The sequence below is a fragment of the Planococcus sp. SE5232 genome (assembly GCF_050686535.1).
Lineage (GTDB): Bacteria > Bacillota > Bacilli > Bacillales_A > Planococcaceae > Planococcus.
Genome location: NZ_JBOGCP010000002.1, coordinates 146,270 through 169,186 on the forward strand (window position 1 = coordinate 146,270; position 22,917 = coordinate 169,186).

The 22,917-nt window shown below is 42.4% G+C and carries 22 protein-coding genes and 1 pseudogene; 12 read left to right on the forward strand and 11 right to left on the reverse strand.

Annotation, left to right across the window (positions count from 1 at the left end; genetic code table 11):
- Positions 1-38: 38 nt before the first annotated feature.
- The gene (locus tag ACRC6Q_RS09570) at positions 39-989 is read right to left on the reverse strand and encodes a DUF5996 family protein (protein WP_431466425.1); all 951 of its coding nucleotides are present in this window, start codon (positions 987-989) and stop codon (positions 39-41) included.
- 287 nt (positions 990-1,276) lie between these two features.
- Here ACRC6Q_RS09570 and ACRC6Q_RS09575 point away from each other — a divergent pair.
- From ACRC6Q_RS09575 to ACRC6Q_RS09595, 5 genes and pseudogenes are all read left to right on the forward strand, one after another.
- Positions 1,277-1,910, forward strand: a pseudogene (locus ACRC6Q_RS09575) (RraA family protein).
- 157 nt (positions 1,911-2,067) lie between these two features.
- Positions 2,068-2,544 carry a DUF948 domain-containing protein gene (locus ACRC6Q_RS09580; RefSeq protein WP_223639030.1) on the forward strand — a complete coding sequence of 159 codons (477 nt, stop codon included), beginning with the start codon at positions 2,068-2,070 and terminating at the stop codon, positions 2,542-2,544.
- Between the two features lie 602 nt (positions 2,545-3,146).
- Positions 3,147-3,614, forward strand: a complete 468-nt coding sequence (locus tag ACRC6Q_RS09585) for a universal stress protein (protein WP_223639031.1) — start codon at positions 3,147-3,149, stop codon at positions 3,612-3,614.
- A gap of 88 nt (positions 3,615-3,702) precedes the next feature.
- Entirely contained in the window at positions 3,703-4,059 is a 357-nt protein-coding gene (locus ACRC6Q_RS09590) for a winged helix-turn-helix transcriptional regulator (RefSeq protein ID WP_223639033.1), read from the forward strand.
- Positions 4,060-4,539: 480 nt separating this feature from the next.
- Positions 4,540-6,963, forward strand: coding sequence for a PAS domain S-box protein (locus ACRC6Q_RS09595; protein ID WP_431466426.1), 2,424 nt, complete (start codon positions 4,540-4,542; stop codon positions 6,961-6,963).
- A gap of 140 nt (positions 6,964-7,103) precedes the next feature.
- Here the strand turns inward: ACRC6Q_RS09595 and ACRC6Q_RS09600 are convergent, their stop codons facing one another.
- The 4 genes from ACRC6Q_RS09600 to ACRC6Q_RS09615 form a co-directional block, all read right to left on the reverse strand.
- Complete coding sequence (locus ACRC6Q_RS09600) at positions 7,104-7,397, reverse strand: hypothetical protein (protein ID WP_223639037.1); 294 nt, start codon at positions 7,395-7,397, stop codon at positions 7,104-7,106.
- 28 nt (positions 7,398-7,425) lie between these two features.
- Complete coding sequence (locus ACRC6Q_RS09605) at positions 7,426-8,250, reverse strand: hypothetical protein (protein ID WP_431466427.1); 825 nt, start codon at positions 8,248-8,250, stop codon at positions 7,426-7,428.
- A 72-nt stretch (positions 8,251-8,322) separates the two neighbouring features.
- A complete protein-coding gene (locus ACRC6Q_RS09610) occupies positions 8,323-8,616 on the reverse strand; it encodes a hypothetical protein (RefSeq protein ID WP_431466428.1) in 294 nt (97 codons plus the stop codon).
- A 62-nt stretch (positions 8,617-8,678) separates the two neighbouring features.
- Positions 8,679-8,981 carry a hypothetical protein gene (locus tag ACRC6Q_RS09615; protein ID WP_223639043.1) on the reverse strand — a complete coding sequence of 101 codons (303 nt, stop codon included), beginning with the start codon at positions 8,979-8,981 and terminating at the stop codon, positions 8,679-8,681.
- A gap of 148 nt (positions 8,982-9,129) precedes the next feature.
- Between ACRC6Q_RS09615 and ACRC6Q_RS09620 the strand changes: the two genes are divergently transcribed.
- Positions 9,130-9,591 (forward strand): universal stress protein, encoded by a 462-nt coding sequence (locus tag ACRC6Q_RS09620; protein ID WP_223639046.1) that lies wholly within the window; start codon positions 9,130-9,132, stop codon positions 9,589-9,591.
- A 245-nt stretch (positions 9,592-9,836) separates the two neighbouring features.
- Here the strand turns inward: ACRC6Q_RS09620 and ACRC6Q_RS09625 are convergent, their stop codons facing one another.
- From ACRC6Q_RS09625 to ACRC6Q_RS09640, 4 genes are all read right to left on the reverse strand, one after another.
- The gene (locus tag ACRC6Q_RS09625) at positions 9,837-10,412 is read right to left on the reverse strand and encodes a histidine phosphatase family protein (RefSeq protein WP_223639048.1); all 576 of its coding nucleotides are present in this window, start codon (positions 10,410-10,412) and stop codon (positions 9,837-9,839) included.
- A gap of 33 nt (positions 10,413-10,445) precedes the next feature.
- Complete coding sequence (locus ACRC6Q_RS09630) at positions 10,446-10,823, reverse strand: hypothetical protein (protein ID WP_223639050.1); 378 nt, start codon at positions 10,821-10,823, stop codon at positions 10,446-10,448.
- A 190-nt stretch (positions 10,824-11,013) separates the two neighbouring features.
- Complete coding sequence (locus tag ACRC6Q_RS09635) at positions 11,014-13,848, reverse strand: YhgE/Pip family protein (protein ID WP_431466551.1); 2,835 nt, start codon at positions 13,846-13,848, stop codon at positions 11,014-11,016.
- A 2-nt stretch (positions 13,849-13,850) separates the two neighbouring features.
- On the reverse strand, positions 13,851-14,357 hold the full coding sequence (locus ACRC6Q_RS09640; protein WP_298829095.1) for an RrF2 family transcriptional regulator: 507 nt from the start codon (positions 14,355-14,357) through the stop codon (positions 13,851-13,853).
- A 377-nt stretch (positions 14,358-14,734) separates the two neighbouring features.
- Here ACRC6Q_RS09640 and ACRC6Q_RS09645 point away from each other — a divergent pair, with 377 nt between their 5' ends.
- The 6 genes from ACRC6Q_RS09645 (at position 14,735) to ACRC6Q_RS09670 (ending at position 20,124) form a co-directional block, all read left to right on the forward strand.
- Positions 14,735-15,163: a DUF4181 domain-containing protein gene (locus ACRC6Q_RS09645; protein ID WP_431466429.1), complete on the forward strand. Its 429-nt coding sequence runs from the start codon at positions 14,735-14,737 to the stop codon at positions 15,161-15,163.
- Positions 15,164-15,402: 239 nt separating this feature from the next.
- The gene (locus ACRC6Q_RS09650) at positions 15,403-15,921 is read left to right on the forward strand and encodes a TetR/AcrR family transcriptional regulator (protein WP_298829099.1); all 519 of its coding nucleotides are present in this window, start codon (positions 15,403-15,405) and stop codon (positions 15,919-15,921) included.
- A 71-nt stretch (positions 15,922-15,992) separates the two neighbouring features.
- Positions 15,993-17,156 (forward strand): MFS transporter, encoded by a 1,164-nt coding sequence (locus ACRC6Q_RS09655; RefSeq protein ID WP_431466430.1) that lies wholly within the window; start codon positions 15,993-15,995, stop codon positions 17,154-17,156.
- 138 nt (positions 17,157-17,294) lie between these two features.
- Positions 17,295-18,188, forward strand: coding sequence for an SDR family oxidoreductase (locus ACRC6Q_RS09660; RefSeq protein WP_223639063.1), 894 nt, complete (start codon positions 17,295-17,297; stop codon positions 18,186-18,188).
- Positions 18,189-18,653: 465 nt separating this feature from the next.
- On the forward strand, positions 18,654-19,364 hold the full coding sequence (locus ACRC6Q_RS09665) for a Na-translocating system protein MpsC family protein (RefSeq protein WP_431466431.1): 711 nt from the start codon (positions 18,654-18,656) through the stop codon (positions 19,362-19,364).
- A gap of 58 nt (positions 19,365-19,422) precedes the next feature.
- Complete coding sequence (locus ACRC6Q_RS09670) at positions 19,423-20,124, forward strand: DUF2294 domain-containing protein (protein WP_223639069.1); 702 nt, start codon at positions 19,423-19,425, stop codon at positions 20,122-20,124.
- Positions 20,125-20,333: 209 nt separating this feature from the next.
- On the opposite strand, the gene ACRC6Q_RS09675 is transcribed toward ACRC6Q_RS09670, so the two are convergent.
- Positions 20,334-21,575, reverse strand: a complete 1,242-nt coding sequence (locus ACRC6Q_RS09675; RefSeq protein ID WP_431466432.1) for a DUF3221 domain-containing protein — start codon at positions 21,573-21,575, stop codon at positions 20,334-20,336.
- Positions 21,576-22,028: 453 nt separating this feature from the next.
- Positions 22,029-22,799, reverse strand: a complete 771-nt coding sequence (gene sdhB / locus ACRC6Q_RS09680) for a succinate dehydrogenase iron-sulfur subunit (protein ID WP_431466433.1) — start codon at positions 22,797-22,799, stop codon at positions 22,029-22,031.
- Between the last annotated feature and the right edge of the window lie 118 nt (positions 22,800-22,917).

The following is a 22,917-nucleotide window of genomic DNA, read 5'->3' on the forward strand; positions in this document are numbered from 1 at the left end:
CTTCTTCACGTGAATAGCAATTACTTAAAGCAATGGCCTTATCTTTGTTGGTTTCTGTCAGTGCCATTGGATTTATCGGCACCATTTTGCTTATTCATCTTCAACGGAATAAAATAATGGTCAATGCCTTCCCACTGGAGTTCGTTGGATAAAATATCGAAACTGGAATAGAAGAAATCTTGTATAGCTTGACTTGGATCCTCAGACCTGACTGCACTTTCCAAGTCAAGGAAGTATTCGCTCAGTTTTTTATCGTAATACGCCGATTTGGGTTTCAGGTTGGGGTAAGTTAAATCTTTATAGATGAATGGATAGGGCAATACAAAAAATGTCGGGACATCGACTTTGTCGTCTCCCAACCAAAATCCATATTCAATCATCTGCTCATCAAAAGCCGCCTTTTCGATAATTTTGTCTTCCGGAAATGGTTCCATTATGTCTTTGATAATCAATAAAGACACATCAAAGGTGCCCCAAAACAATTGCGGTTTCATTTTCCGGCATCTGAGCGGACCTGCAAATCTCATTTGTTCTCGCAACGCAAAATGGAATAGCTGCAATCCCCTCATCCCATCCTTGTGATTAAATGTCAGAGGGCTATTATCTTCATTCAGGTTCTTTTTATAGGCCATTTCCTGCGGTTTTGGATTGATCATGACATTAATGCCGCCAGAATTCAGAGCTTCCATTATTTCTTCAAAATAATCCTTTATGGATTTGGAGGATTTCAATTCCAAAGATTGAACGTTGCCATCCACATTGAATAGGATTTGGCTGTTCCTGATGTCCAGATCGAGTTGAAAAACAGCTTTCTTATGGAACAGCAAACCGGTTGAGAAGCCATCAGGTGTAACATTCAGTCCGACGTGCGCCCATTGTGGTTCCTGCTGGGCAGTTTCCAGTTTTATTTTTCCCAGGATCTGTGAAATCAAATGCAGCGTAAACTTGGTATCTGCCCATTCGGTATGTCTGATAATATCAACCTTCATTTCTCTCGCCTCCGGGATTCGTATTAGTAGTTACTATACCAACTAGGGACCAATGAGAAACTCTTATTAAATGGATCTCTCCATTTATGCAGCAAGTTAGATAGAAATCGATCAGGAGAAAATGATCGAGGAAAACAGGAAACAAGTCAGAACATCACAACAACTTATCGATATCCATTACAGATTCGATTTTACTTATCTTTCTTTTAGCGATATGCTTTTACCTAATTAAAAAGAGGCACCCGAATTTTTGAAGAATCCCATTAAACGAAGGAGTGTTTAGTAAAATGGTAAATCAATCACTTATCGAACAATACAAATCTATTCCCACTACCGCTATTTCCGATGCAATGGAAGGGTTGAATAATCTGGATTCGTCCATCAAGCCATTGAAGGATACCTATAAAATCAGCGGGAAAGCACTTACTGTGAAAATGCCCATAGGAGACAATTACAGTGTTATGAAGGCGCTCGATGCAGCCGAGCCTGGAGACATTATTGTCATTGATGCAAAAGGAGACCTGTCGCGCGCTGTCGCAGGCGATTTCGTGATCGGCATGGCCAACCCTAGGAATCGCTGGCTTTGTGGTCGATGGTGCCATTCGGGACCTGGAAGCATGCAAGGCTTTGGATTTTCCGATTTTCTGCAAAGGCACAACGATGGCCGCCGGCAATAAGGCTGGCCAAGGCGAAATAAATACGGCAATTTCCTGTGGAGGCGTTTCAGTACATTCCGGTGACATCATTGTCGGAGACGGCGATGGCGTTATTGTTATCCCGCAGGAAAGCGCACAAAAAGTATTGGCCGGCTCACTTGAAAAAATCGAAAAAGATGAACAGCGCGCTGCCTCGGTTTCTGAGGATGTTGCAGCCATTAAAGAGCACTTGAAAAAGCAACTTGCAAAATCGGCGAAAGCTTAACTTGAAATGATAGAGTCTATTTTTTGCAGAATGAAAAAAGCCATTCTCCCAAAACCTTTTGACTATAGGCAAATACCATCCTCTGAAGGGTTAAGCGAGAGTACATAACGGGTATAGCATATCCAAGACATCAATAAATTTAGAGGAGGAAATCATCATGGATCCAACATTATGGCTGTACATAGCGCTCGGAATTTTCGTTCTGGGCCTGATTATCGCAATCGTCGGAGTGGTTATGCTGATATCAGGAATCAAAGAACCGGTGAAAGAGATCAAAGGCTCAGCAAACAACCTGAAAGAGCGTGTTGACAAGCTCAATTTAGAAGCGACTGCCCTTTCGCATACCGCAAATGAATTAAAAGAAGATGTCCAAATGAAATCTGAAAAAGTCAGCATGTTCGTTGATGCTGCGAAAGGCACCATGAATTCGGTTGTCGATCTGAATGCAACAGTCCGGTCGATCACTAACGACATTTCAACACGAGTAGATCGTGACAAGCGGAACATTGCTGAGGTTAATCAATACAGCAACACGGCAATTGGCTTTGTCGATCTTGTTAAAAACCGAAAATCTTCCAAAGCCAGCAACACCACTTATACACCAACAGCTATACCCGACGTCAAAGAGTATTAAGCACTTCAAAAACAGCAACCCGTTGTTCGGAATATCCGGCAATGAAGTGCTGTTTTTTTTTGTTTTTAGGACACCCTTTCCACCCCATCAATCGGTAGGGTTCACATGGCTACCCGGTTTCCTCGAGCTACCGGAAAGAAAGGAATAGGATATCCATGCCATAATAGGGTTTTCCGTCCTTTAGTGTAATTATACGATGTGCAGCAATTTACATAAGTGATTTACTAGTGAGGACACAGATAGAACAAGGGGAGATTTAGAGGGGAAAAAACAAGCAGATAAATAATGAGAGATTCCCATCAATAGAGATACGTCGTCCTCCCCACTGATCTAAATACTTGGATTTCTAATATTCTATAGGGTTTTTCGAATAATCAGTTGTCTTATACATCACCATCGCACAGAAATAGAAAACAGGTGTAGGGAACTTAATATCAATGATTTCCAAAGTAGTATCTTCGAGAAATTCATTGGCCATTTTATCCATGACTTCCTCTTTTCATCCAAATGTCTCAGAATTAATCTCCCCCACCTGAAGGCAGGAGTTTGCCCATCACGCAGCGAAGTACTTTCTATCACCTAACCTGACAGGAGGAAATACTATGGACTTAACATATCAGCATCTCCTTGTAGCAATCGACGGTTCAGAAGAGGCGGGATTGGCCTTCAATAAGTCGATTGGCATTGCCAAACGAAACAATGCCGTGTTGAACTTGATTTATGTCGTGGATCCCCGCACCTATACCGCCGTTAAAGTGCACGGACCCGATGATGACCAAGAATCCTTTAAGTTCGGCAAGGATCTTCTCGAGAGATACAAGACGGAAGCACTGGCCGCAGGCGTGGAAAATGTAAATGCCATCGTCACTCCTGGTTCCCCCAAAAAGGTTATTGCACGTGACTTCGCCAACAAAGTTGAAGCGGACTTGATCGTATGCGGCGCCTCTGGAATGGATGCCATGGAACGTTTTATGTTGGGAAGTGTGTCCCAACATATTGTCCGCCGGAGCCCCTGTGATGTCTTAGTGGTCCGTATCCCGGACCCTGAAGAAGTAAAAGCACAAGTTTAACTGATGGCCGTTATCAAATCGATATATAGGAAGGACATCCTTGAAAATGCTATAGTGTACAAAAAGATACCACTGGAGGAGAAGAGTTATGGATGCCGATGTACAACCCGAACTGTGTCGAGTGGATGATGCTTTAGATATCATTGTGGGAAAATGGAAACCCATCATTCTATTATATTTGATGCAAAACGACACCATGAGATTCAGCGAATTGAAACGCAGTATTCCTGCAATTACACAGAAAATGCTTACGAAGCATTTACGGGAACTTGAAGATGAGGATATTGTAAATCGAGTCGTCTACCCCCAAGTTCCACCGAAAGTCGAATATTCCATCACGGAATACGGACGTACCTTGGAAGACATTTTAGGTGCGATGCATGAATGGGGAACCAAACATAGTGCCCGCGAAAAACAAAATACGAAAAGTGAGATGAGTGGTTAAGCTCATCTCTTTTTTGTATTTTAAAACTATCGCTCTCTTCCTTACTGCACAGCCCCAAAAGATGATGCTTGGTTTTTTTCTATCAATCATTTTTAATAAAACTAGTGATAGAGTATTGCATTTATAATATTCCTAATATTTTCTAATTTTTATCAAAAACCCCTATCTTGCTCTGACTCAATCCTATAAACTAGTAAGACATGGGAATTACTGTCTTTTTAACGATATATATAAATTTTTTCAAATTTCATTTCAGATCAATTCAAAAACAAAGCATATCAATCAAGAAAACAATTGGGATTTGTCTACCTGCCTACCGTTATTCAACACGCTCTTAGTTGCAGGACTGGCCTATATAAAATCTGCTGAAAAAATAGTAGACTTCCTTTGCAACGAAAATGAATTTCATGCCTACCACACTTGCCGATAAACGCAGGATTCTTAAAAATAAAAATTCTGATTACCGAAAGGAGATTGATGATGATGAAGGATATCACAAAAAAAGGCGGAGAAGATATTTTAACGTCCACCCCTCTTTTTGATTTAATTAAAGACCCCATTTTCTTGATGGAGGAAGCTCACGACTCTTATCGATATATTTACGTAAATCCATCAGCCTTATCCATCATGCCTTCCCAAAATATTATCGGATGCCTGATCGAAGAGATATTCCCTAAGGAATTAAGCGACCGGTTAATCCAACATTATAAAAAAGCAAAAGCTGCTCAAAAACCCATCGAGTTTATCGAGAAAATAGAAACCGGGTTTGGCGAATTCATCGGAGAAACCATGCTTAATCCGATTGAAGCAGAAAATGGCCAATCTCAATACATATTAGCTGTCGTAAGAGACGTCACCGAAAGAGAATATAAAAACAAGGACCTCCAAAAGACAAAAAGAGCAATCGAAATCGAACGGAAAAGATTAAATTCCTTGGTAGAAAACAATGGGAATGCTGTGTTTGAATTTGACCAGCAAAAAAATTTCATCAGCATCAATAAAATGGTCACTGAAGTAACGGGATTCACTGAAGAAGAATTGCTTGGCCAATCGATAGTTTCCTTAATTATTGAAACCGATTTGAAGGATACCATAGCGCATTTTGAAGAGGCGCTAAAAGGGCGTTCTGTGGAATTTGAGACGACTATCTATACTAAAAACAAGCAGATGGCCACTTTCCAAGTAAATACGGTTCCCATCATCGACGAAGACATAGTCCTCGGAATCTATGCCATCGCAAAAGAAATTACTGTGCAGAAAAATACGGAACGTCTTTTGCGTGAAAATGAACAACGATATAAGTCCTTGTTCGATAATCATCCACATGGAATTTTCACATTCGACCGCACCGGCAATCTGAATAGCATCAATGCCGGAACAGAAACCATTACGGGTTACTCCTTGAAAGAACTTCAGGCAAATGCATTTATAGCTGTCGTCATGCCTGAAGAAACAGATAAAGTTCGCCACCACTTTTTCGAATCGATCCATAATAAAAGGCCGGAGCGCTATGAAATGGGCTTCCATAAAAAAGATGGTGATCTAATTGATTTGCAGGTTCTGAATATCCCAATCATAGTAGACGGGGAATTGCTTGGAATCCATGGCATCGTGACCGATATCACCGAAAAAAAACGTGCCCAAAAAGCCTTATTGGAAGCGAAAGAAGAACTTGAAGTCTTTTGGAAAAGTTCTACAGATCCGATTTTTTACATTGATACAAAAGGAGATATCCTGAAAGTAAATCCCGCCTTCGAAGAAACGTTTGAATTTACGGAAGAGGAAATGATCAGGGGAGAAGGCACAATTATTCCACCGCATATGACGTCTGATCAAGACAATATCGTGGAAAGGATTTTAGCCGGAGAAACCGTCAAATTTCATGATACCTTGCGGATAAACAAATCTGGTAAACCGCTGAATATCATTTCCTCCTATTCGCCGGTTCACGACGCAGATAAAAAAGTGATCGGCGCAACGATTGTCTACAAAAACGTAACCGAGCTGAAAAAAGCAGAACAGGAACTGCAGAAAAGCCAGGAGAAATATAAACTGATTACAGAAAGCACCTTTGATATCATCACCTTGATCGACCTTTCAGGCCAGATTGAATACGTATCTCCTGCAAGCGAAAAAATCCTTGGATATCCGGATCAAACTTATATCGGAAGCCCTTTTACCACCCACATCCATCCTGAAGATGCTTTCGACTTAATAGAAAGTGTAGCTTCTCTGATTGATGGAGGAGAACCGACAACGATTGAAGTACGTTACTTGCATCGGGAAGGCCATTATATTTGGATGGAAGTCTCCCCTACCCCGGTCTTATCCAACGGTGAGTTGAAACAATTTTTCACCATTTCCAGAGATATCACTGAGAGAAGAAGACTTCAGGATAAAGTGGCGAAAATGGCTTTTTATGACCATCTTTCCGGAATCCCCAATCGGCGGACTTTTGATGACAAGTTGAAAAAAGCGATTCATCAAGCGAAACGCACCGGCAAAAAAGTAGGGGTTTTGATGCTGGATGGACGTAAATTCAAACAGATTAATGATCAGTTCGGCCACGATGCAGGAGATGCTGTCATTAAGGAAATGGCCGTTCGGCTTCAGGCGAGTATCCGCTCCAGTGATACAGTTGCACGGCTGGGCGGAGATGAGATGGGAATAATTTTACCCGAAATCGATTCAGTGGAAATGGCAGAAAATACAGCCATACGCATATTGAAATCATTTGAGGTTCCCTTAAACTTCAATGGTTTTAACATTAGAATTGGCGCAGGGATTGGCATCTCCCTCTATCCTGATGATACAGTCAATGAAAAGCAATTGGTCAAGTACGCGGATATGGCCTTATACGAAGCAAAAACTTCAGATCAGGATCAGTACAAGATTTATAGTTGACGGAAAAAGCCGCCAGCACTTTAACATCCAAAGATAAGCAAATGTCAGCCGAATTTTAAAAAGTCTGGAAGAAACCCGTATACTGGGTTTCTTCCAGACTTTTTTCCGTGCGTTTATGGTCGTTTCAGGAGAAACAATCCCTACTGCTGAACTTGAAGGTAAAACACCATGAACAGGCTGAACGATGCGATTACGCACATTGCACCATAGACCACTCTTCTCCATAAGTCCCCTCTAAAATATAAATTTAATAATAGGAAGTAAAAGATGCCACTGACTAAAATGAATAAAAGAAATTCAGTTTTGTACTCAATCCCGTGAACGAAAATAGCGGCCAAGAGCCCTAGAAATAGAAAAACACCGTAGCTATTTAGAACAGTAAGAATGGTTATTTCTTTCGGTGTATTCGTTTCTTTTTTCGGATGATCTTCCATTTTCATACCTCCTCTTCGTCCACCTTACTTACTTCTTCAACGAAGTAGAATGATTTCCGATATTTCGCAGCAGCAAGATCAGCGATACTGCACAACCAGCAGTGAGTATAATCCACAAAAGAATAAATGGATCCACCACCCCTGTATTGCGATAACTGAGTACTGTCATATTGATTAAGGCCAATCCGTAGGCAGTGGCCTTTACTAATACAACCGAACTCACTATCGGTCCCCAGGATTTTTTTTGCCACAAGAGTATCCCGCTGATGATTAAAGACGGTACCAATAAGGTCAAATCCACCGCAAACACAACAGCAGTTGGATGATCGGTTTGCGAAATACTTTGGTGGATATGCCCAGTAAAGACAAAATTGAACGACAAGATAATCCACATGCTCCCTAAAAGTATGGCAAAGCACAACATGAATATACTGACGGATTTATAGGGAAGTTGCTCACTGAAGCTCCGGCTGAATGCCTGTGCATCCGTTTGGATCAACGCAAGTACAAAAGTATAGACAGAAACCACGAATAAGGCTGCATACAACAGAAAGAAATTATTAAAGGCCGCTCCAAAAAGATAGAACATATAATTGTAGATCATATACCACAGGGAACCCATCCAAAACAGCCTGCCTCTGTTAGAAGTACGTGATGCAAACAACGACGAAATCAATAACAGTGGCACTGCGATAAACAAAGTCACGATATCATTGCCTCGCCAGGCAGAAACAACGAGTGCATTATCCCGGTAGAGTCCTTCAGAGAACAATCCTCCCCAAGAAGCTAAGCCAGCCATGAAAGAAATTAAAACTGACAGCCATAGAATGGTTTTACTTTTCAAAGCGAACATCCGGAATTCCTCCTTTTCCGATTGAACCCAGTTTTCGTCTCAATGCTTATAAACTATCAGCTCAATCATCAGTCACTCCACAATCACTTCCGAAGGAAGGATTCCAGAGAAATTATCCGGAACATCAAAGGGAATGACACGGACTTGATGCCCTACTTCCAATTCCTCATAAGAACTGATCGCCCCCTTGAAGACCGTACCGTCATTCTGGTGCATTTCATGAACAACCGGTTCTTCTTCCGGATCATCCGTAGGCACTTCTATAATAAAGCTGACATCTTTCTTTTCCGTAACTTCACCTTCATAATCCCCACAGGCCGATAACGCTATCAGGAGAATAACGAGTATACCAAGCAATCGTTTCATTTCCGCCACTTCCTCTTCTTCAGGATATCTATTCACTCAGCGCGACACAGGCAAATTTTAGGTTAATCTTCTACAACGATCGTTTCTGCCAGCTCCTTTTCTTCACTCTTCTTATCAACCCAAACCTCCACTTTGTCCAAGCGCTCAAGTTCATCAAATGATTCTTTTTTTCCTTCTACAATCGTTTCTTCTGTACTAAATACTTCATAGATAGGATAATCAGCTTCAGGGTCAGTAGCTGGAGGAGAGATAATTATGCTCGATTTCTTGACTTCTTCTATATAGCCCTGATAATCACTCGAATCAAATGGATTGCAACTACAGAGAAGTATCGTAGAAAGAAACAAGATCATGAATCTTTTCATTAAATGAGTTCCCTCCTTAAGATTCTCTATATGAAGTTAACATATCTTCGCTATATAATTATCTGAATATTTAGATTATAATAGAACAAAACAATCGTTACATCTATGAATGAATTGTTAGAACAGAAAAATCATGGGAGGTTTTAGCATGACATTGGCATACAAACGAATTTTAACAGCAATTGACGGTTCACATGAAGCAGATTGGGCATTTAAAAAATCGGTAGAAATCACTAAGCAAAATAATGCAGTATTAAACTTACTTTATGTAGTGGATACCCGTTCATTTACGGTCATGACAAAACATGTGCCGGACATGGATGAAGAAGTGTTTGAGTTCGGCAAAACAATGCTCGATAAATACAAAGAGCAAGCTTTAGCAGCCGGAATCCCTGAAGTAAATGTATATGTTGCACCTGGCTCTCCCAATAAAGTCATTTCCCGTGATTTTTCAAAGCGAGTGGAAGCCGATCTTATTGTATGTGGAGCTCAGGGCTTAAATGCAGTTGATCATTATTTAATGGGGAGTGTATCTCAGCACATTGTAAGAAGCAGTCCTTGTGATGTTTTAGTGGTCAGAAGTGACAATCCAGAGAAAGCCAAAGAATAAAAATAGGAAGTTTACTGTAAGGTCTGCAGAAAACTTGACTTTTCTCCACTGATTTATCGAAGTCCGATTAACTTGCCTCTCAAGCTAATCGGACTTTTGTGGTTCTTTCTTCAACAGTTTTCTTCCAATCCATAAAATATCTTGCAAAAATGCCTTCTGCATGTTCTGTAGCTGGTTTGATAATAGGTAGATTCATATTTATCCCTTTAAGATTCATAGAGCTTGTAAACTAAGTCCATCACCCACTATACAATCAGGCGATACGATTCTGTTTCTTCAAGAAAGTCAGCTCTTGTCAGCACCAGCCCTGAAAGTTCTTGCCGATACGAAGTGATGGTTCCATCATGCGTGACGATATAAGCTTTATCTTTTTTCAGGCTTTGACAAAAATCAATAAACGCTTCTGCTAACCGACTGAATTCGCCTTCAGGCAAGACATTGATGCCTGTTTCCCACAATGAAGAAGGAAGGTTTGGCGCTGGATGAAAATGCGGAAATTCTTCTGCAAATCTCCCGAAACTGAGTAGTTCATCACACGGCAATGTACCAGCGGCAGAACGACTCGGAAATATGCGCGGAGCTACCAGAGGATGAACTATTTTCAGGCACTCTATATTCCCGGACCATAGATCAGCCGTTTGAAGTGTTCGTAAAGTCGGGCTAACGATTAAAACATCTTTTTTAGCTAAAGGATGGGATATCCTCAGATCCTTCGCCTGGTTCTTCCCTATCTTTGTCAATGAAGGATTTGCTACATTTAGGCTTTCAGGCAAATTCGCTGTATGCTGCCCTTGTCCGTGGCGAATAAAGACCAACTCCATTTCTTCGCCTCCCATTTTGAAAATGATTGAATCTTAATTTTCGTTCATCAATACTAACTTTTCCGTTTGCCCATCCCATGTGATCTCCACTTCAACCTTTTCATCCTCTTGAACAACAGCACAACCTCCGCAAGAACCATTAGCAATATTTCCGACTCCATTAGTTAACATGACGCCTGTACCTTCGGAATCTCCCGAAGTTGTTTGAAGTCTATACTCTATTACTTCTGGAGCGTCATCGTCGCCGGTGAATTTAACAGTTCCCTTTTCTTGTTGCCTATCTCTATCCAAAATCTCCACAACATAAAATACATCCCAATTTTCACTGCTTCCTGAAAACTCATATCGATCGCTATTCACGCACCCGCTTAAAATAAGCAACAAGCTTACTGGCAAAATAAGCTTCTTCATTCTCTCCCTCTCCTATCCACTATGTTTTTCTACTCCCTTTCTTTTAATATACCAAATAAACCCAATCCATATACGATATAAGTGAATATTCTATCTTTTTAACCAAATCATATATTTCAAAGTCAGTAATTTTCCACAAAAAAATCTCTTTTGAACACCCATTTACATGGCCATTCAAAAGAGATGCTCATTAACTTTCTGCTGCCAACTTGAAGGCTTTGCGGCTTCTTAAGCTAAGCACAAGCCACAACAAAACATTGAAGGCAAGGAAAAACGCTCCGAGCACTGTAAAGCTCATCACAAATGTATCTATTCCATATGCCGAAGACATCGATTCCCGGAATCCAAGCAGTGCATAGCTCATCGGAATAAAATCATGCACTTTCTGGAAGAAACCATTTGTCAGCTCTACCGGGAACATGCCGCCGCTCGCGCCCAATTGAAGGACGAGTAAAATCATGGCCATAAAACGTCCGGGATTGCCAAACGTCATTCCCAAGAACATGATCAGGAACATATAGGTGAGCGATGTCATCACCGAAATTGCGAGGAATTCTCCAAGATGTTCCACTTGTAGATGGAAACCGAATAACATAATAGCGTCTACGATTAATGCCGCTGCGGTTGCTTGCACAAAGCCGAGCGAAAACTTGCTTAGCCACCATGCGGTCCCTGATGTCGGACGCCCTGCCGGCGCATTGATCGGGAACACCAAGTTGAATGACAAAGCACCGACAAAGAGCCCAAGCGACAAAATATAAGGGGCAAGTGCATGGCCGTAGTTCGGTACGTCGCTGCGCTGGTTTTCTGTCGCTTTTGCTGGAGCAGCCAGCATATTGAAGTTGGCGTCCTCCAGTTGGGTACCATTTACGTCGTCCGCTCCCTCGGCTAAACTTTTGGCGAGTTCGGATGAACCTTTTGAAAGCTCACCGATTCCTTTTTCAAGTTCACCTGAACCTTCTGTCAGCTGGTTTGCCCCACTGTGCAGTCCAGCTGAACCGTCAGCAAGTTCTTCCGCTCCACCGGAAAGTGCCGGGACGCCTTCTGCCAGACGACTTGCACCATCTGCCAATTCACCGGAACCCGAATTCAATTGCGCCGAGTTGCCTGCCAGTTGATCGGTTCCCTGTAGAAGTTTGCCGGCGCCTTCCGCTGCTTCTGATACGCCGGTCGTATAAGCCGCTGTGCCTTTTTTCAATTCTACGGATCCTTGCTGCAATTCGTTAGCGCCTTCAACAAGGCCGACTGAACCCGAAGCAAGAGATGAGACGCCTTCATTCAATGAAGAGCTGCCTTGCGCCAAACGGTCGACCGCTTCCGCCAGCTGTGGAAGGTTTGCTGTTGCCTTTTCCGTGCCTGCCATCAGTTTCTCGCTGCCTTGCATAGCATGATTCGCTCCAGCCACCAGAGATGCTGCTCCCGGAATAAGCTGCTCAGTCAGGGTACTTTGTACTGATGCATATCCGCCGAGTACCTGGACCGCTTGGGGATTCACTCTTTCCACAGCACTGTTCAGTTCTGCGATTTGCTCCGGCAATGAACCCAATGATTGGAACGAAGGAATTAGTTGTTCATTCAATTCGGCTGATACAGCGTTAAGGCTTTCCTCAAGCTTTGCAACAGCCGCTAGTTGCGCAGCCGTTTGTCCTTCTATACTCCCACTGACGGCAGCCGACAGCTCTGCCTGTTGTTCTTCAGTTAAATTCGCAAACGCCGGAGCCGCCTGCATCGCTTCAATTGCACTACTTGAAGACGTTGTCTTCAGCTCGGCTAGAGCCTGCTGCGCCGCGGCCAAATTCGCCTGCATACCTGCAGCACCCTGCACATTACCTGCGGAAACTGCCCCATTCAATTGGTTAAGGTTCGTCTGAATACCTGCAAGTTCCTGTTGCAGACCGGCAATTTGGTTTGCTTCGGGCAGCCCCTCATCCAATGCATTTAGTCCGTCATGAAGTGCCGAACTGCCAGTCGACAAATCGGCTAGGCCCTCGCTTAGTGCGGCTTGGCCAGAAACCAATTGTTGGATGCCTGATGAGCCATCTGCCAACTGACTTGTTTGTGCCTGCAATTCATGTAAGCCATTATCCAATTCAGCACTGCCGCGCTCAGTTGCTGAAAGGCCATCACTTAATTGTTCCGCTCCCGGAAGGAGTAAATCGATGCCTTGCACCAATTTTTCGGAACCCAGGACCAGACTAGCTCCATTTTCATTCAAAGTAGCGGTGCCTTCAGCAAGTCCAGCCACACCGCTCTGCAATCTGCCGACCCCTTCGGTGTATTCAAAAATCCCTTTGTTCAGCTGGTTTGCCCCGTTGTGCAACTCAGTTGCACCACGCGCAAATTGTTCGGCACCAATTTCCAATTGCTCGGCGCCTTCCTGGAAAGTCAAACTGCCTTCTGACAATTCGAGCAGTCCTGCAGTTAATCGGGTGTTTCCTTCCTGCAATCGCACAGCTCCTGCATCCAATTGCTCCGCACCGTCCGCCGCTTGTCCCATCCCTTCACCAAGCGTTTCAATTTGTGCAAATACCGCTTTTACATATTCTTTCGTGACGTTTTCAGCAATTTCTTCCTTTATAGCCATAGTCGCTTGTTTACTGACAGCTTCGATGAAAAAGCCGCGGCCAGGATTGGTTTCGTACTGTAGGTTCATGGCTTTTGGTTGATCGGCCATAATAGACGAAGCATTTGCAGAAAAATTCTCCGGAATCGTCAATACCATAAAATAGTCTCCGTCTTTCATGCCGCGTTCAGCTTCTTTGGCATCTGTAAAATGCCAGTCGAGTGTTTTGTTTTCTTTTAAATTACCGACCAGTTCGTCCCCGACAGCAAAGGTCCTGCCTTCATAAGCCGCAGCTCTATCTTCGTTTACGACGGCTACCGGCAATTGATCCATTTTTCCATAGGGATCCCAAGAAGAACCGAGGAAAAATCCCCCATAAATAATCGGGATAAACATCATTACGATCATTGTTCCCAATAAAAGAGGGTTCGAAAACAATTGCTTCCATTCCCGCTTCAGCATTTTCACTTGTCATCATCCCGTTCATTACCGATTACATCACTTAATGTTTCCCGGTTCCAGTTTAAAGTCGGCAAATTGGACGTTCCTAATCCTTCTTTCAAAAGATCTGCTGCTGTTACATTCGAAAAGTATTCAATCAGTAAACGATCTCCCTGGGAAAAAACATTGCGGAGAAGTTCTTGCCCTTTTTGCGCATACTTTCCATCGTGAAAAGCAAGACTGATCAATCCCGTATCCGGATAAAGTTGAATAGATCCTTCCATCGCTTCGATCACGTCAAGCAAGGTAATCTCTGTTGCTGGCTTTGCGAGCGAGACACCTCCATTATTCCCTGATACCGACTCAGCAATTCCCTGGACGACCAGCTTCCTGATGATTTTTTTCATATAGGAAGGAGATACTCCCAGTCTTTTGCTGATTTCATCGGATGCGAGTGGCGCGCTGCTTTCCTGAGTGGCGAGCAGAACGATGATGCAAACGGCTTGCTCTACTCCTTTTGTCAATTGCATACGTAACACCTCTTTTTCTTCTACTTTGGATATCCATTATGGATATCCAATATCCAATTATAGATGATACTCCTTTTTTCCGGAAAATACAATCGTTGGATTCATTTTTAAGTGAAAATAAAAAGCAGGCAACCTTATTATTTCGGCTGCCCCCCTTGCTTATAGGAATAAATGTCAGAGCTTAGGATTAATTCTATGTAACAAACTTTAAGGGTTCCCCCTTTCCATACTAGTTTTCATTGTCTTCAAAACATAAAAAGCATCTAAAATTTTATGGTAAAATTAACAAAAAGATACATTAGAGTTTTGAAAAGAAAATAAACTCATTCAGAACAATCGATTTGAAGATTCGTATACTTATGATTGGAGGAGATTTGGTGGTTGGAATCGATTCATCTTTTTGGCTCGACTTGCTGTTTGTACTGGTTCCGTTTTTTATACTGACGTTTTTGTTCAACGGCATTATAAGAAGATGGCTAAAAGTTGAAAGACCAAAAATGTTCTCACATAACCATGTTAACGACAAGCACAAAAAAATCGATTGGATCTTTCGAGGGGTATTTATTGCCTTGATGATACTCGGGGGAGCGGTCAATATCAACAGGCTTCCCGAAGAGCCGATTTTGTTTTTGGAACCGTGGGTATTGTTGCTGACGCTTGTAATTATCGCGGAAATCATACGGGCTATTATGGAAAAAAGACATGCAGAAAATCCGAATGCCTATATTTACACTTTAAGCCAGCTTATTTTTATTGTAATTCTATTGATTTCTTTATTTTCAACAAATTTTTGGGGAGTTCTTTAATCATTGGGTATCCCAGTTGATCCTCTCCAAAAACAAATGCCATACTGGAATGAATAGCCATCTTAAGACAGGCCTATTTTTATGTCTGCCATAAGTCCTTAAGATGAGTCACTCCTCGCATCCCGGCCTTCATCACTAAAAAGAAATAAATCTTCTCCCTTTATTATCGGTTGAAGAATTCAATTGGATATGCTAAATTTAGAGTGACCGTTATATCTACATTGGAAAGAGGGAATTAGATGAGTACTAAAAAAGAAGATTTATTAGTTGCTGCCGAACAGCTTTTTTACAGCCACGGGTTCCATGCAATCGGCTTAAAATCGATTGTCCAAGAAGCGGACGTAGCACTTATGACCTTGTATAATCATTTTGGTTCTAAAGAAGAACTCATTTTGGAGATTTTGAATAGAAGAGAATTGGCTTATTTCACTTATTTGGAAACAGCCCAAAAAGAAGAAACTGGACCCCTCACGAAAAGACTCGCTGTTGGCCATCTGCTCTGGCTAAAAAAACACGCGCCGAATGGCTGCATGTTTCTTCGGGCAAAAGAAGAATTCGGCAATTCCCCGGATCAGTTGATTGTTCAAAAAGTCTATGCCCATAAAGAACAGCTAATACACTTTTTTATCGCGAGCGGACTCTCCCACACAAAAGCCATTCAATTATCCTTGTTATTCGAAGGAGCCACATCTTTAGCTGAAACCATAGATAGTGAAGAAATTGAGCAGGCGACGATGGCAATGGTTCAACACTTATAAGTAAGCTGATTGCTTACTTTTTTTATAAAAATTTTAGAGTTATCGTTCTATCTATAAAGGAGTTGGAAAATATGTGGAAACTTGTATTTCCTGGCATTGCGATGATCGCCGTTACGTATGCTTTCGCTAGATATAGTTTTGGATGGTTCTTGCCTGACATCAGCTCCTCCCTGAAACTATCTGAGAGTCAGGCGGGATATGTCAGTTCATCTGCTTATCTGGCTTATACAATTGCTTTGCTGACTGCCTCCATTTTTATACATCATTTCGGCGCGAGGTGTATGATTCTGTTGTCTGGCACCACCGCCAGTCTAGGCATGGCAGGAATGGCTTTGTCCCAAGGGTTTTATACGTTGACACTCAGCGCATTCTTGGCGGGATTGGGGAGCGGATGGGTTTCCCCGGCTTTTAGCCAAGTAGTGGCGCAGTCGGTCAGTTCCGATCTACAGGATAAAAGGAACACCTGGATTAATACAGGAACCAGTTTCGGCATTTTACTAACCGGTCCTGTTGCTTTGGCATTTGCAGAGCAGTGGAGATGGAGTTATGCCTTATTCGCAGTTTTTGCCATGATTGTTTGCTTGTGGAACGGCTATTCGATCAAAGAGAAAAAACAGGAAACCCGAATGACCCATCAAATTAGGATCAGCTTAAAACCTTTAGTTAAAGCGCGCTTTTTGATCATGGCTTCTATTGGAATCGGGTTTAGCTCCTCCATCTATTGGACTTTCTCAAAAAGTTACATCACTGCTATCCATGGCTTAACTGTAAGCGAAAGTGTTGGATTTTGGACCATCATGGGAGGGGCTGGCATTCTTGGAGGAGTGGCAGGCGCCATCATCCAGTCAATCGGGCTGCACCGCTCATATCTTTTAGGGGTTGTGGTTGTATCGGCATCTATTTTCGGATTGACAAACCCTAATTTTGCAGCCATCTACTTTTCGGCACTTCTCTTTGGGGTCGCATTTATTTTCATGACAGGCCTTTTTATAGTATGGGGCACCCGTCAGTTTCCTGAATCCCCTTCAACCGGTGTCAGTATTTCATTTTTCTCGTTGGGAATTGGACAATCAGCAGGCTCAATAGCCGCAGGGATGTTAATCGAAGGAATCTCCTATCCTTTCGCTTTTATCCTGTTTTCAATCATCGGCCTGCTATTTCTTTTTTGCAGAACGACGATCCTTCCCCTTTCCACTAAGCCAAAGAAGAATGTGGAGATCGCTGTAAAAGAATAATCAGGGGCTTTCATTATCTGTCCGCTCTTTCATTTGTAAAATAAAAAGCATCTATATTTTCTCATCCATGTTTTACCTTATTGTTTAGTGGTAGATAAAGATAGACACCATTCATTATCTACTTAAGGAGAGATCGATATGACGAACATTCCAAATCCTAAAACTCAATACACGACAGATGATTTTCCAAAACAATTTCAAGAGCCACCAGGCCTTCAAAACCAAATGAGCCCCCTTCCGGATTGTGGTGAAACAAGTTACGAAGGATCAGGAAAATTAACGGGAAGAAAAGCGCTTGTGACAGGCGGTGATTCTGGAATTGGTCGTGCGGCGGCAATTGCTTATGCCAGAGAAGGCGCAGATGTTGCAATTAACTACTTGCCTGTGGAACAAACCGATGCAGAAGAAGTCAAAAAATTGATCGAAGCTGAAGGTCGAAAAGCCATCTTACTTCCAGGAGATTTAAGTGATGAATCTTTCTGCAAGGAGCTTGTCGAACAAGCAAACTCCGAACTTGGCGGACTGGATATTCTGGCATTGGTCGCAGGCAAGCAGCAAGCCGTGGAAGACATTTTGGATTTGCGCACCGAGCAGCTTGAAAAAACCTTCCAAGTAAATGTCTATTCCCTCTACTGGACTGTAAAAGCAGCACTTCCACATCTTCCGGCAGGGGCTTCCATCATCACTACCAGCTCTGTTGAAGGTTTTGACCCGAGCCCGATGCTCGTCGATTATGCAGCAACGAAGTTTGCGATTATCGGGTTTACAAAATCCTTATCAAAACAATTGGCTGAGAAAGGCATCCGAGTAAATTCGGTTGCTCCGGGACCGATTTGGACAGCTCTTCAAATTTCCGGCGGACAACCTCAAGAAAACATTCCGGAATTCGGCAAAAGCACACCTGAAACCCCGATTGGACGTGCAGGACAACCTGTTGAGTTGTCTTCTGTTTACGTATTCCTGGCTTCGACCGAATCCAGCTACGTTACCGGACAAATTTATAGCATAACCGGCGGAATGCCGACTGCCTAAGTGCATTTCCTCAACATGTCAGGAAACTTCCTTGATTTCAATCCATTTTTTTCTTGAAAACAAACCAAACTAAAAGGAGAAGCGATGATATCGCTTCTCCTTTTTAAATTTATGAAAGTCGACTGCTGTCGCTTGCCAAAGATAGCTGTTTGTATTATTTCCGAAGATAAGTCTAGACCTATTACCTGTTGAATACTCTTTAGTGATGCGTTATTCCCCCTTTACTTTGACCAGAATTATAGGTAAAATCTACATATAGCTGTATAAATGGTTTTTTTGATTTCCAGACGATATTTCATTTCGATGAAGTAAATAATAGAATATAATTGAGCTGAGTATTTCGGACAATAGAGCCGGTAAGAACGCCAAGAAGAATGTTACATTCTTTTTGGCGTTCTTTTTTATTTGTTCGAAAAAGTCAGAAAATATCGGTCTGCTGAATTATTCAATCGAGGAGTGCATCTAATGAATAAGGAACAGAACAGTCTGATCACTACTATCCACTACATAGAAACTTTCTTGGAAGAACATTTCGGAGGGAAACCTGCACAACTGGAAATCACGCTGCGCCCCCCTTTCCTGCTTGTTCACATCACCGGCTTCTTATTGCCTTCTGAAGAAATACTGTTGGAAAAAGGACGGGCCAGACAGGTTCGTGAAACCCGAGATATCCTCGTCCGATCCGTAAAAAATGAGCTATTAAAGGGATTCGAAGATCACTTAGGTCTCCATACTGATGATTTGTATGCAGACTGGAATTTAACTAAACAAAACGGATTGTTGATCATCACATTAAAAACAGAAAATGATGAACCTGATTTTTTATGGCCGCAAAATGTGAATCAGGACACATTGAAGGAAATTATTATCTTGAACAGCATCCGTACACAAAAACAGCCGGATCAAACGAACTTTTACTGGCTGAATGAGTATACTCTTTTGATTGAACGCATTGGAGTGCTTGTGGATATCGAAAAACAATTGATCCAAAATGGCGTTACGGAAGAACTGCGTTTGGCCAAACGGCCATTGGAATACCGGATAATCGAACTTTTCAATTTGCAATCCATTTTAAAAAGCCCGGTTGAAGACCTTTTTGTAGACTGGAACTTCCAAAAGGATATTAGTTATATGGTTCTTTTATTGAAAAGGGACGAAAGCCAAAAATACAGATGATCCTGTAGCAGAATTTTGAAAAATGAACGGCTGTCACTCGCCAAAAGGAGCTTTTACTATGCTTGAAGAAAGAACAATCCAAGCCGATATATCAGGGTATATGTCCACTTTGTTGCGAAAACATTTTGGAAAAGGACCCACCTCTGTTTATGTTACCCTCAAAAGACCCTACATTGCTATTCACTTCAGAGGATTTCTCAGTCCGATGGAAAAAATCCTACTCGACCAAAACGAATGGAAACGAGTATTAGAAACGAGAGATTTGCTGCTGAATGCGCTAAAACCTCAAATTCTGGCAGAATTATTGAAAATAACGGAACTGGAATTTACAGAACTTTATACCGATTGGAATATCTCGTCACAAACGGGAATATTCATCGGAATTATGGACGAAAAAGTGACTGCCCAAAATTTGAAGTGGTCAAAAGAAACAGATAGAAAAATGATTCACAAAAAAATAGAAAAAGTAAATGAAGCAGTGGAGCGCAAACCTGGTCTGATTGAAAGCATCTGGTTAAGCAATCGGATTTTGCTGGTAAAGCGGGTGGATATCCTAGTCGGCATTGAAAAGGCATTGATCGCTGAAGGCTACGAAGAAGTTTTGAAAGTGGTTAAGCGTCCACTGGAACGGAAGTTGTTTGGTCAAGCAGGTTTGGAAGAAATATTGCAGCAGCAAATACTGGATATCTTTATGGACTGGGATTTCGATCAGGATTTGGGTTACATTGTTTTCATATTAGCTCCAAATTCCCGTACATAACAGAATAGTAACTAGACTGAACCCCACATGTGATTGCTTCCTTGAAGTGACTCTCATTTGGGGTTCTATTCATTGAATTCAGTAACTTTTCTTTATTTGCTCCTTGGAATGGCCGATTGTTTCCCCTTATCTATCAGTGAATGAATTCTTCCTCAAACCAATCATCCTCTACCTTTACTTCGTTCAAAAAAACAGCAGACATTTGTCTGCTATTTTTCATCTTCTATCGTTAATTCGGTTTCCTGCTCCCATGATTTGAACGCAACCGACCAATGATCTTCCGCAGCATGGTAAGTGACAGAACGGATGGCCGGTATGCCGAACTCCAGCTGGTCAATCCCTTTCAATGCCCGTTTCACTACTTCAGCTTCCGTCAAATCAGCAGATTTCGGTTGATAGGTCGGCAATACTTCCACAAACACAGCGCGTCCTTGTCCCGGATATGATTCCAGAATCGGTCCGGCTGCTTCTATTTTGACACGCTGGCCGACTTCCAACAAATTAGCAGCATCCTTGAATTCAAAGTGGACCGCCGAATAAAATTCATCCTGCCCTCCATTTTCACTGAAGTCTTTTGGTGTAGCTTCAACTGCGAGGAAACGGTCTTCCTCCATATCTATGATATAGCTTCCTTCACTCGATGGCTCAACTGTCATGGCGGGTTCGGGATACTTAACGGTCGGTTCGCCCGGTGCCGGCACCATGATGCCTTCCTGTTCAATCATAACTTCACGTTCTGGAAACGCATTTTTCAGTTCATCAATCTGCGCTTCTGTCAAAAAGTTATGTCCAATCTCGATAGCGCCTGTTATGGTATCTGCAGAAATAGAATAAGAGACGGATTCAGGATTTGGATGGGCTTCCGCCATCGGTTTCACAATTTTCCCTGCCTGATACATCAGGTCATTCAGTTCAGATCGGGTATGGGCACTCTTATAGATGTAAATCGGTTCTGCCAGAATTTCACCAGCGTCGACTTGCTTCTGCAAGATCGCGGCAAGCTCCCCAATCCGCTCATCGGGATTCTTGATGCCTACCCAGACTCCTGACTGGTTTGCGCCGGATGTCTGGTTTTCCAGGAATATAACACCCGCTTTCTCTAGTCCCTCATTTCCTTTGTATATGTCCTCCACCGCCTTAAACACCGCTTCTGCTTCGATTTGCTGAACTGCCATGTCTTCGGCAAGTTCTTCTGTCGGTTCTCCTAAATAACCTTCTTTGAAGTCAGAGGATTCCTTCACAGCTGCTGCCGCTTCGTTGCGTTTTACCGGATCTGCAGTCTGTTCAAGTGTCACAAGAATTTCACGGCCCCTCACTGCTTCTTTATCCCCTGCTCCGCTTGCAGCTGATGGATCCTCTTCATTTGCCAGTGGCTCCTTAAGCGGCTCCTCATCTGTTCCACAACCAGACAATAAAAGCAGCAGGCCGATCAATACGAGAATCTTTTTCATCATTGTGGCCCCCTTTTCTACTGTTGCTTTAAACAGTTAGACGCTTTCTCAGAAAAATGGTTACAATAGGTGTATCGTCCCCAAAACCAGTCGATACCGCTGAGTTCCATAGACCGTTTACCCCGAATTTCTTGAAAGTCCTTCACTATAATTTTTCCGTAGAAATCCTTGTTCGAAAAATTTAATCGCTCAAGAAGATGCTATTTATAAAAAAAGAAAAGAAGATAAGCCTTGAGCAGCCTCTTCTTTCCGTGTTAAGTAAAATTCAAATTGATTGTTTGATCACTTTTGAATTCAATAATTATTGGCTGCAGCTACTGTTCGAAAGTTAATTGCTGCAACTTGGGAAGCTCAAGTTAAACTATGAGCATCATTTTCATACACTGGGGGTAATTTTTTAAACCTCTTCATCCGATTGAGTCATTCCTACCGCTTTACGCGCTAATTCTACTATTACTCGACCATCCTATCACTTCCAAAGAAATTGCGGAACATTTGGACTGTGGTGTCCCGGTTCATAGCAGAGATGGAAGTCGTTAACGGGATCCCTTTCGGACAGGATTCTACACAGTTTTGAGCCATGCCGCAGTTTTGGATTCCGCCGGGGCCCATCAATAAATTCAAACGTACATCTTTATTCATTGCACCTGTGGGATGTGCATTCATCAACCGCACCTGAGAAATAGGCGCAGCGCCGATGAAATCATTTTTTTCATTGACGTTCGGACATACTTCCAAGCAGACACCGCAGGTCATGCATTTGGACAATTCATACGCCCATTGCCGTTTGCGTTCCGGCATGCGCGGCCCTTCTCCCAGATCGTGAGTTCCATCAATCGGAATCCATGCCTTAAGCCTTTTCAATGTATCGAACATGGTGCTGCGGTCAACGATTAAATCTCTGACAACTGGGAATGTCTTCATCGGCTGCAGCCGAATCGGTTGTTCCAATTGATCCACTAAAGCGGTACAAGATTGGCGCGCCTTACCATTTATGACCATCGAACAAGCACCGCACACTTCCTCCAAACAGTTCATATCCCATGTGACGGGTGTCGTTTTTTCACCTTCCTTATTTACCGGATTCCGTCGGATCTCCATTAAAGCAGAAATGACATTCATATTCATTACATAAGGCAATTCGAACTTTTCCCAATATGAATCTTCCTCAGTGGAGTTTCTGCGTTCGATTTCAAATAGCACTGTTTTTGCTTTTTCTCCCACGGTCACCAACTCCTTTTTTCTTGAGGATGGGACTGATCCTCGGTTGCTCAATAAACGCATCTATCCTTGGTATTCGCCTATTTAACCGATTAGTTAGAAGGTTAATTACTTTATGATA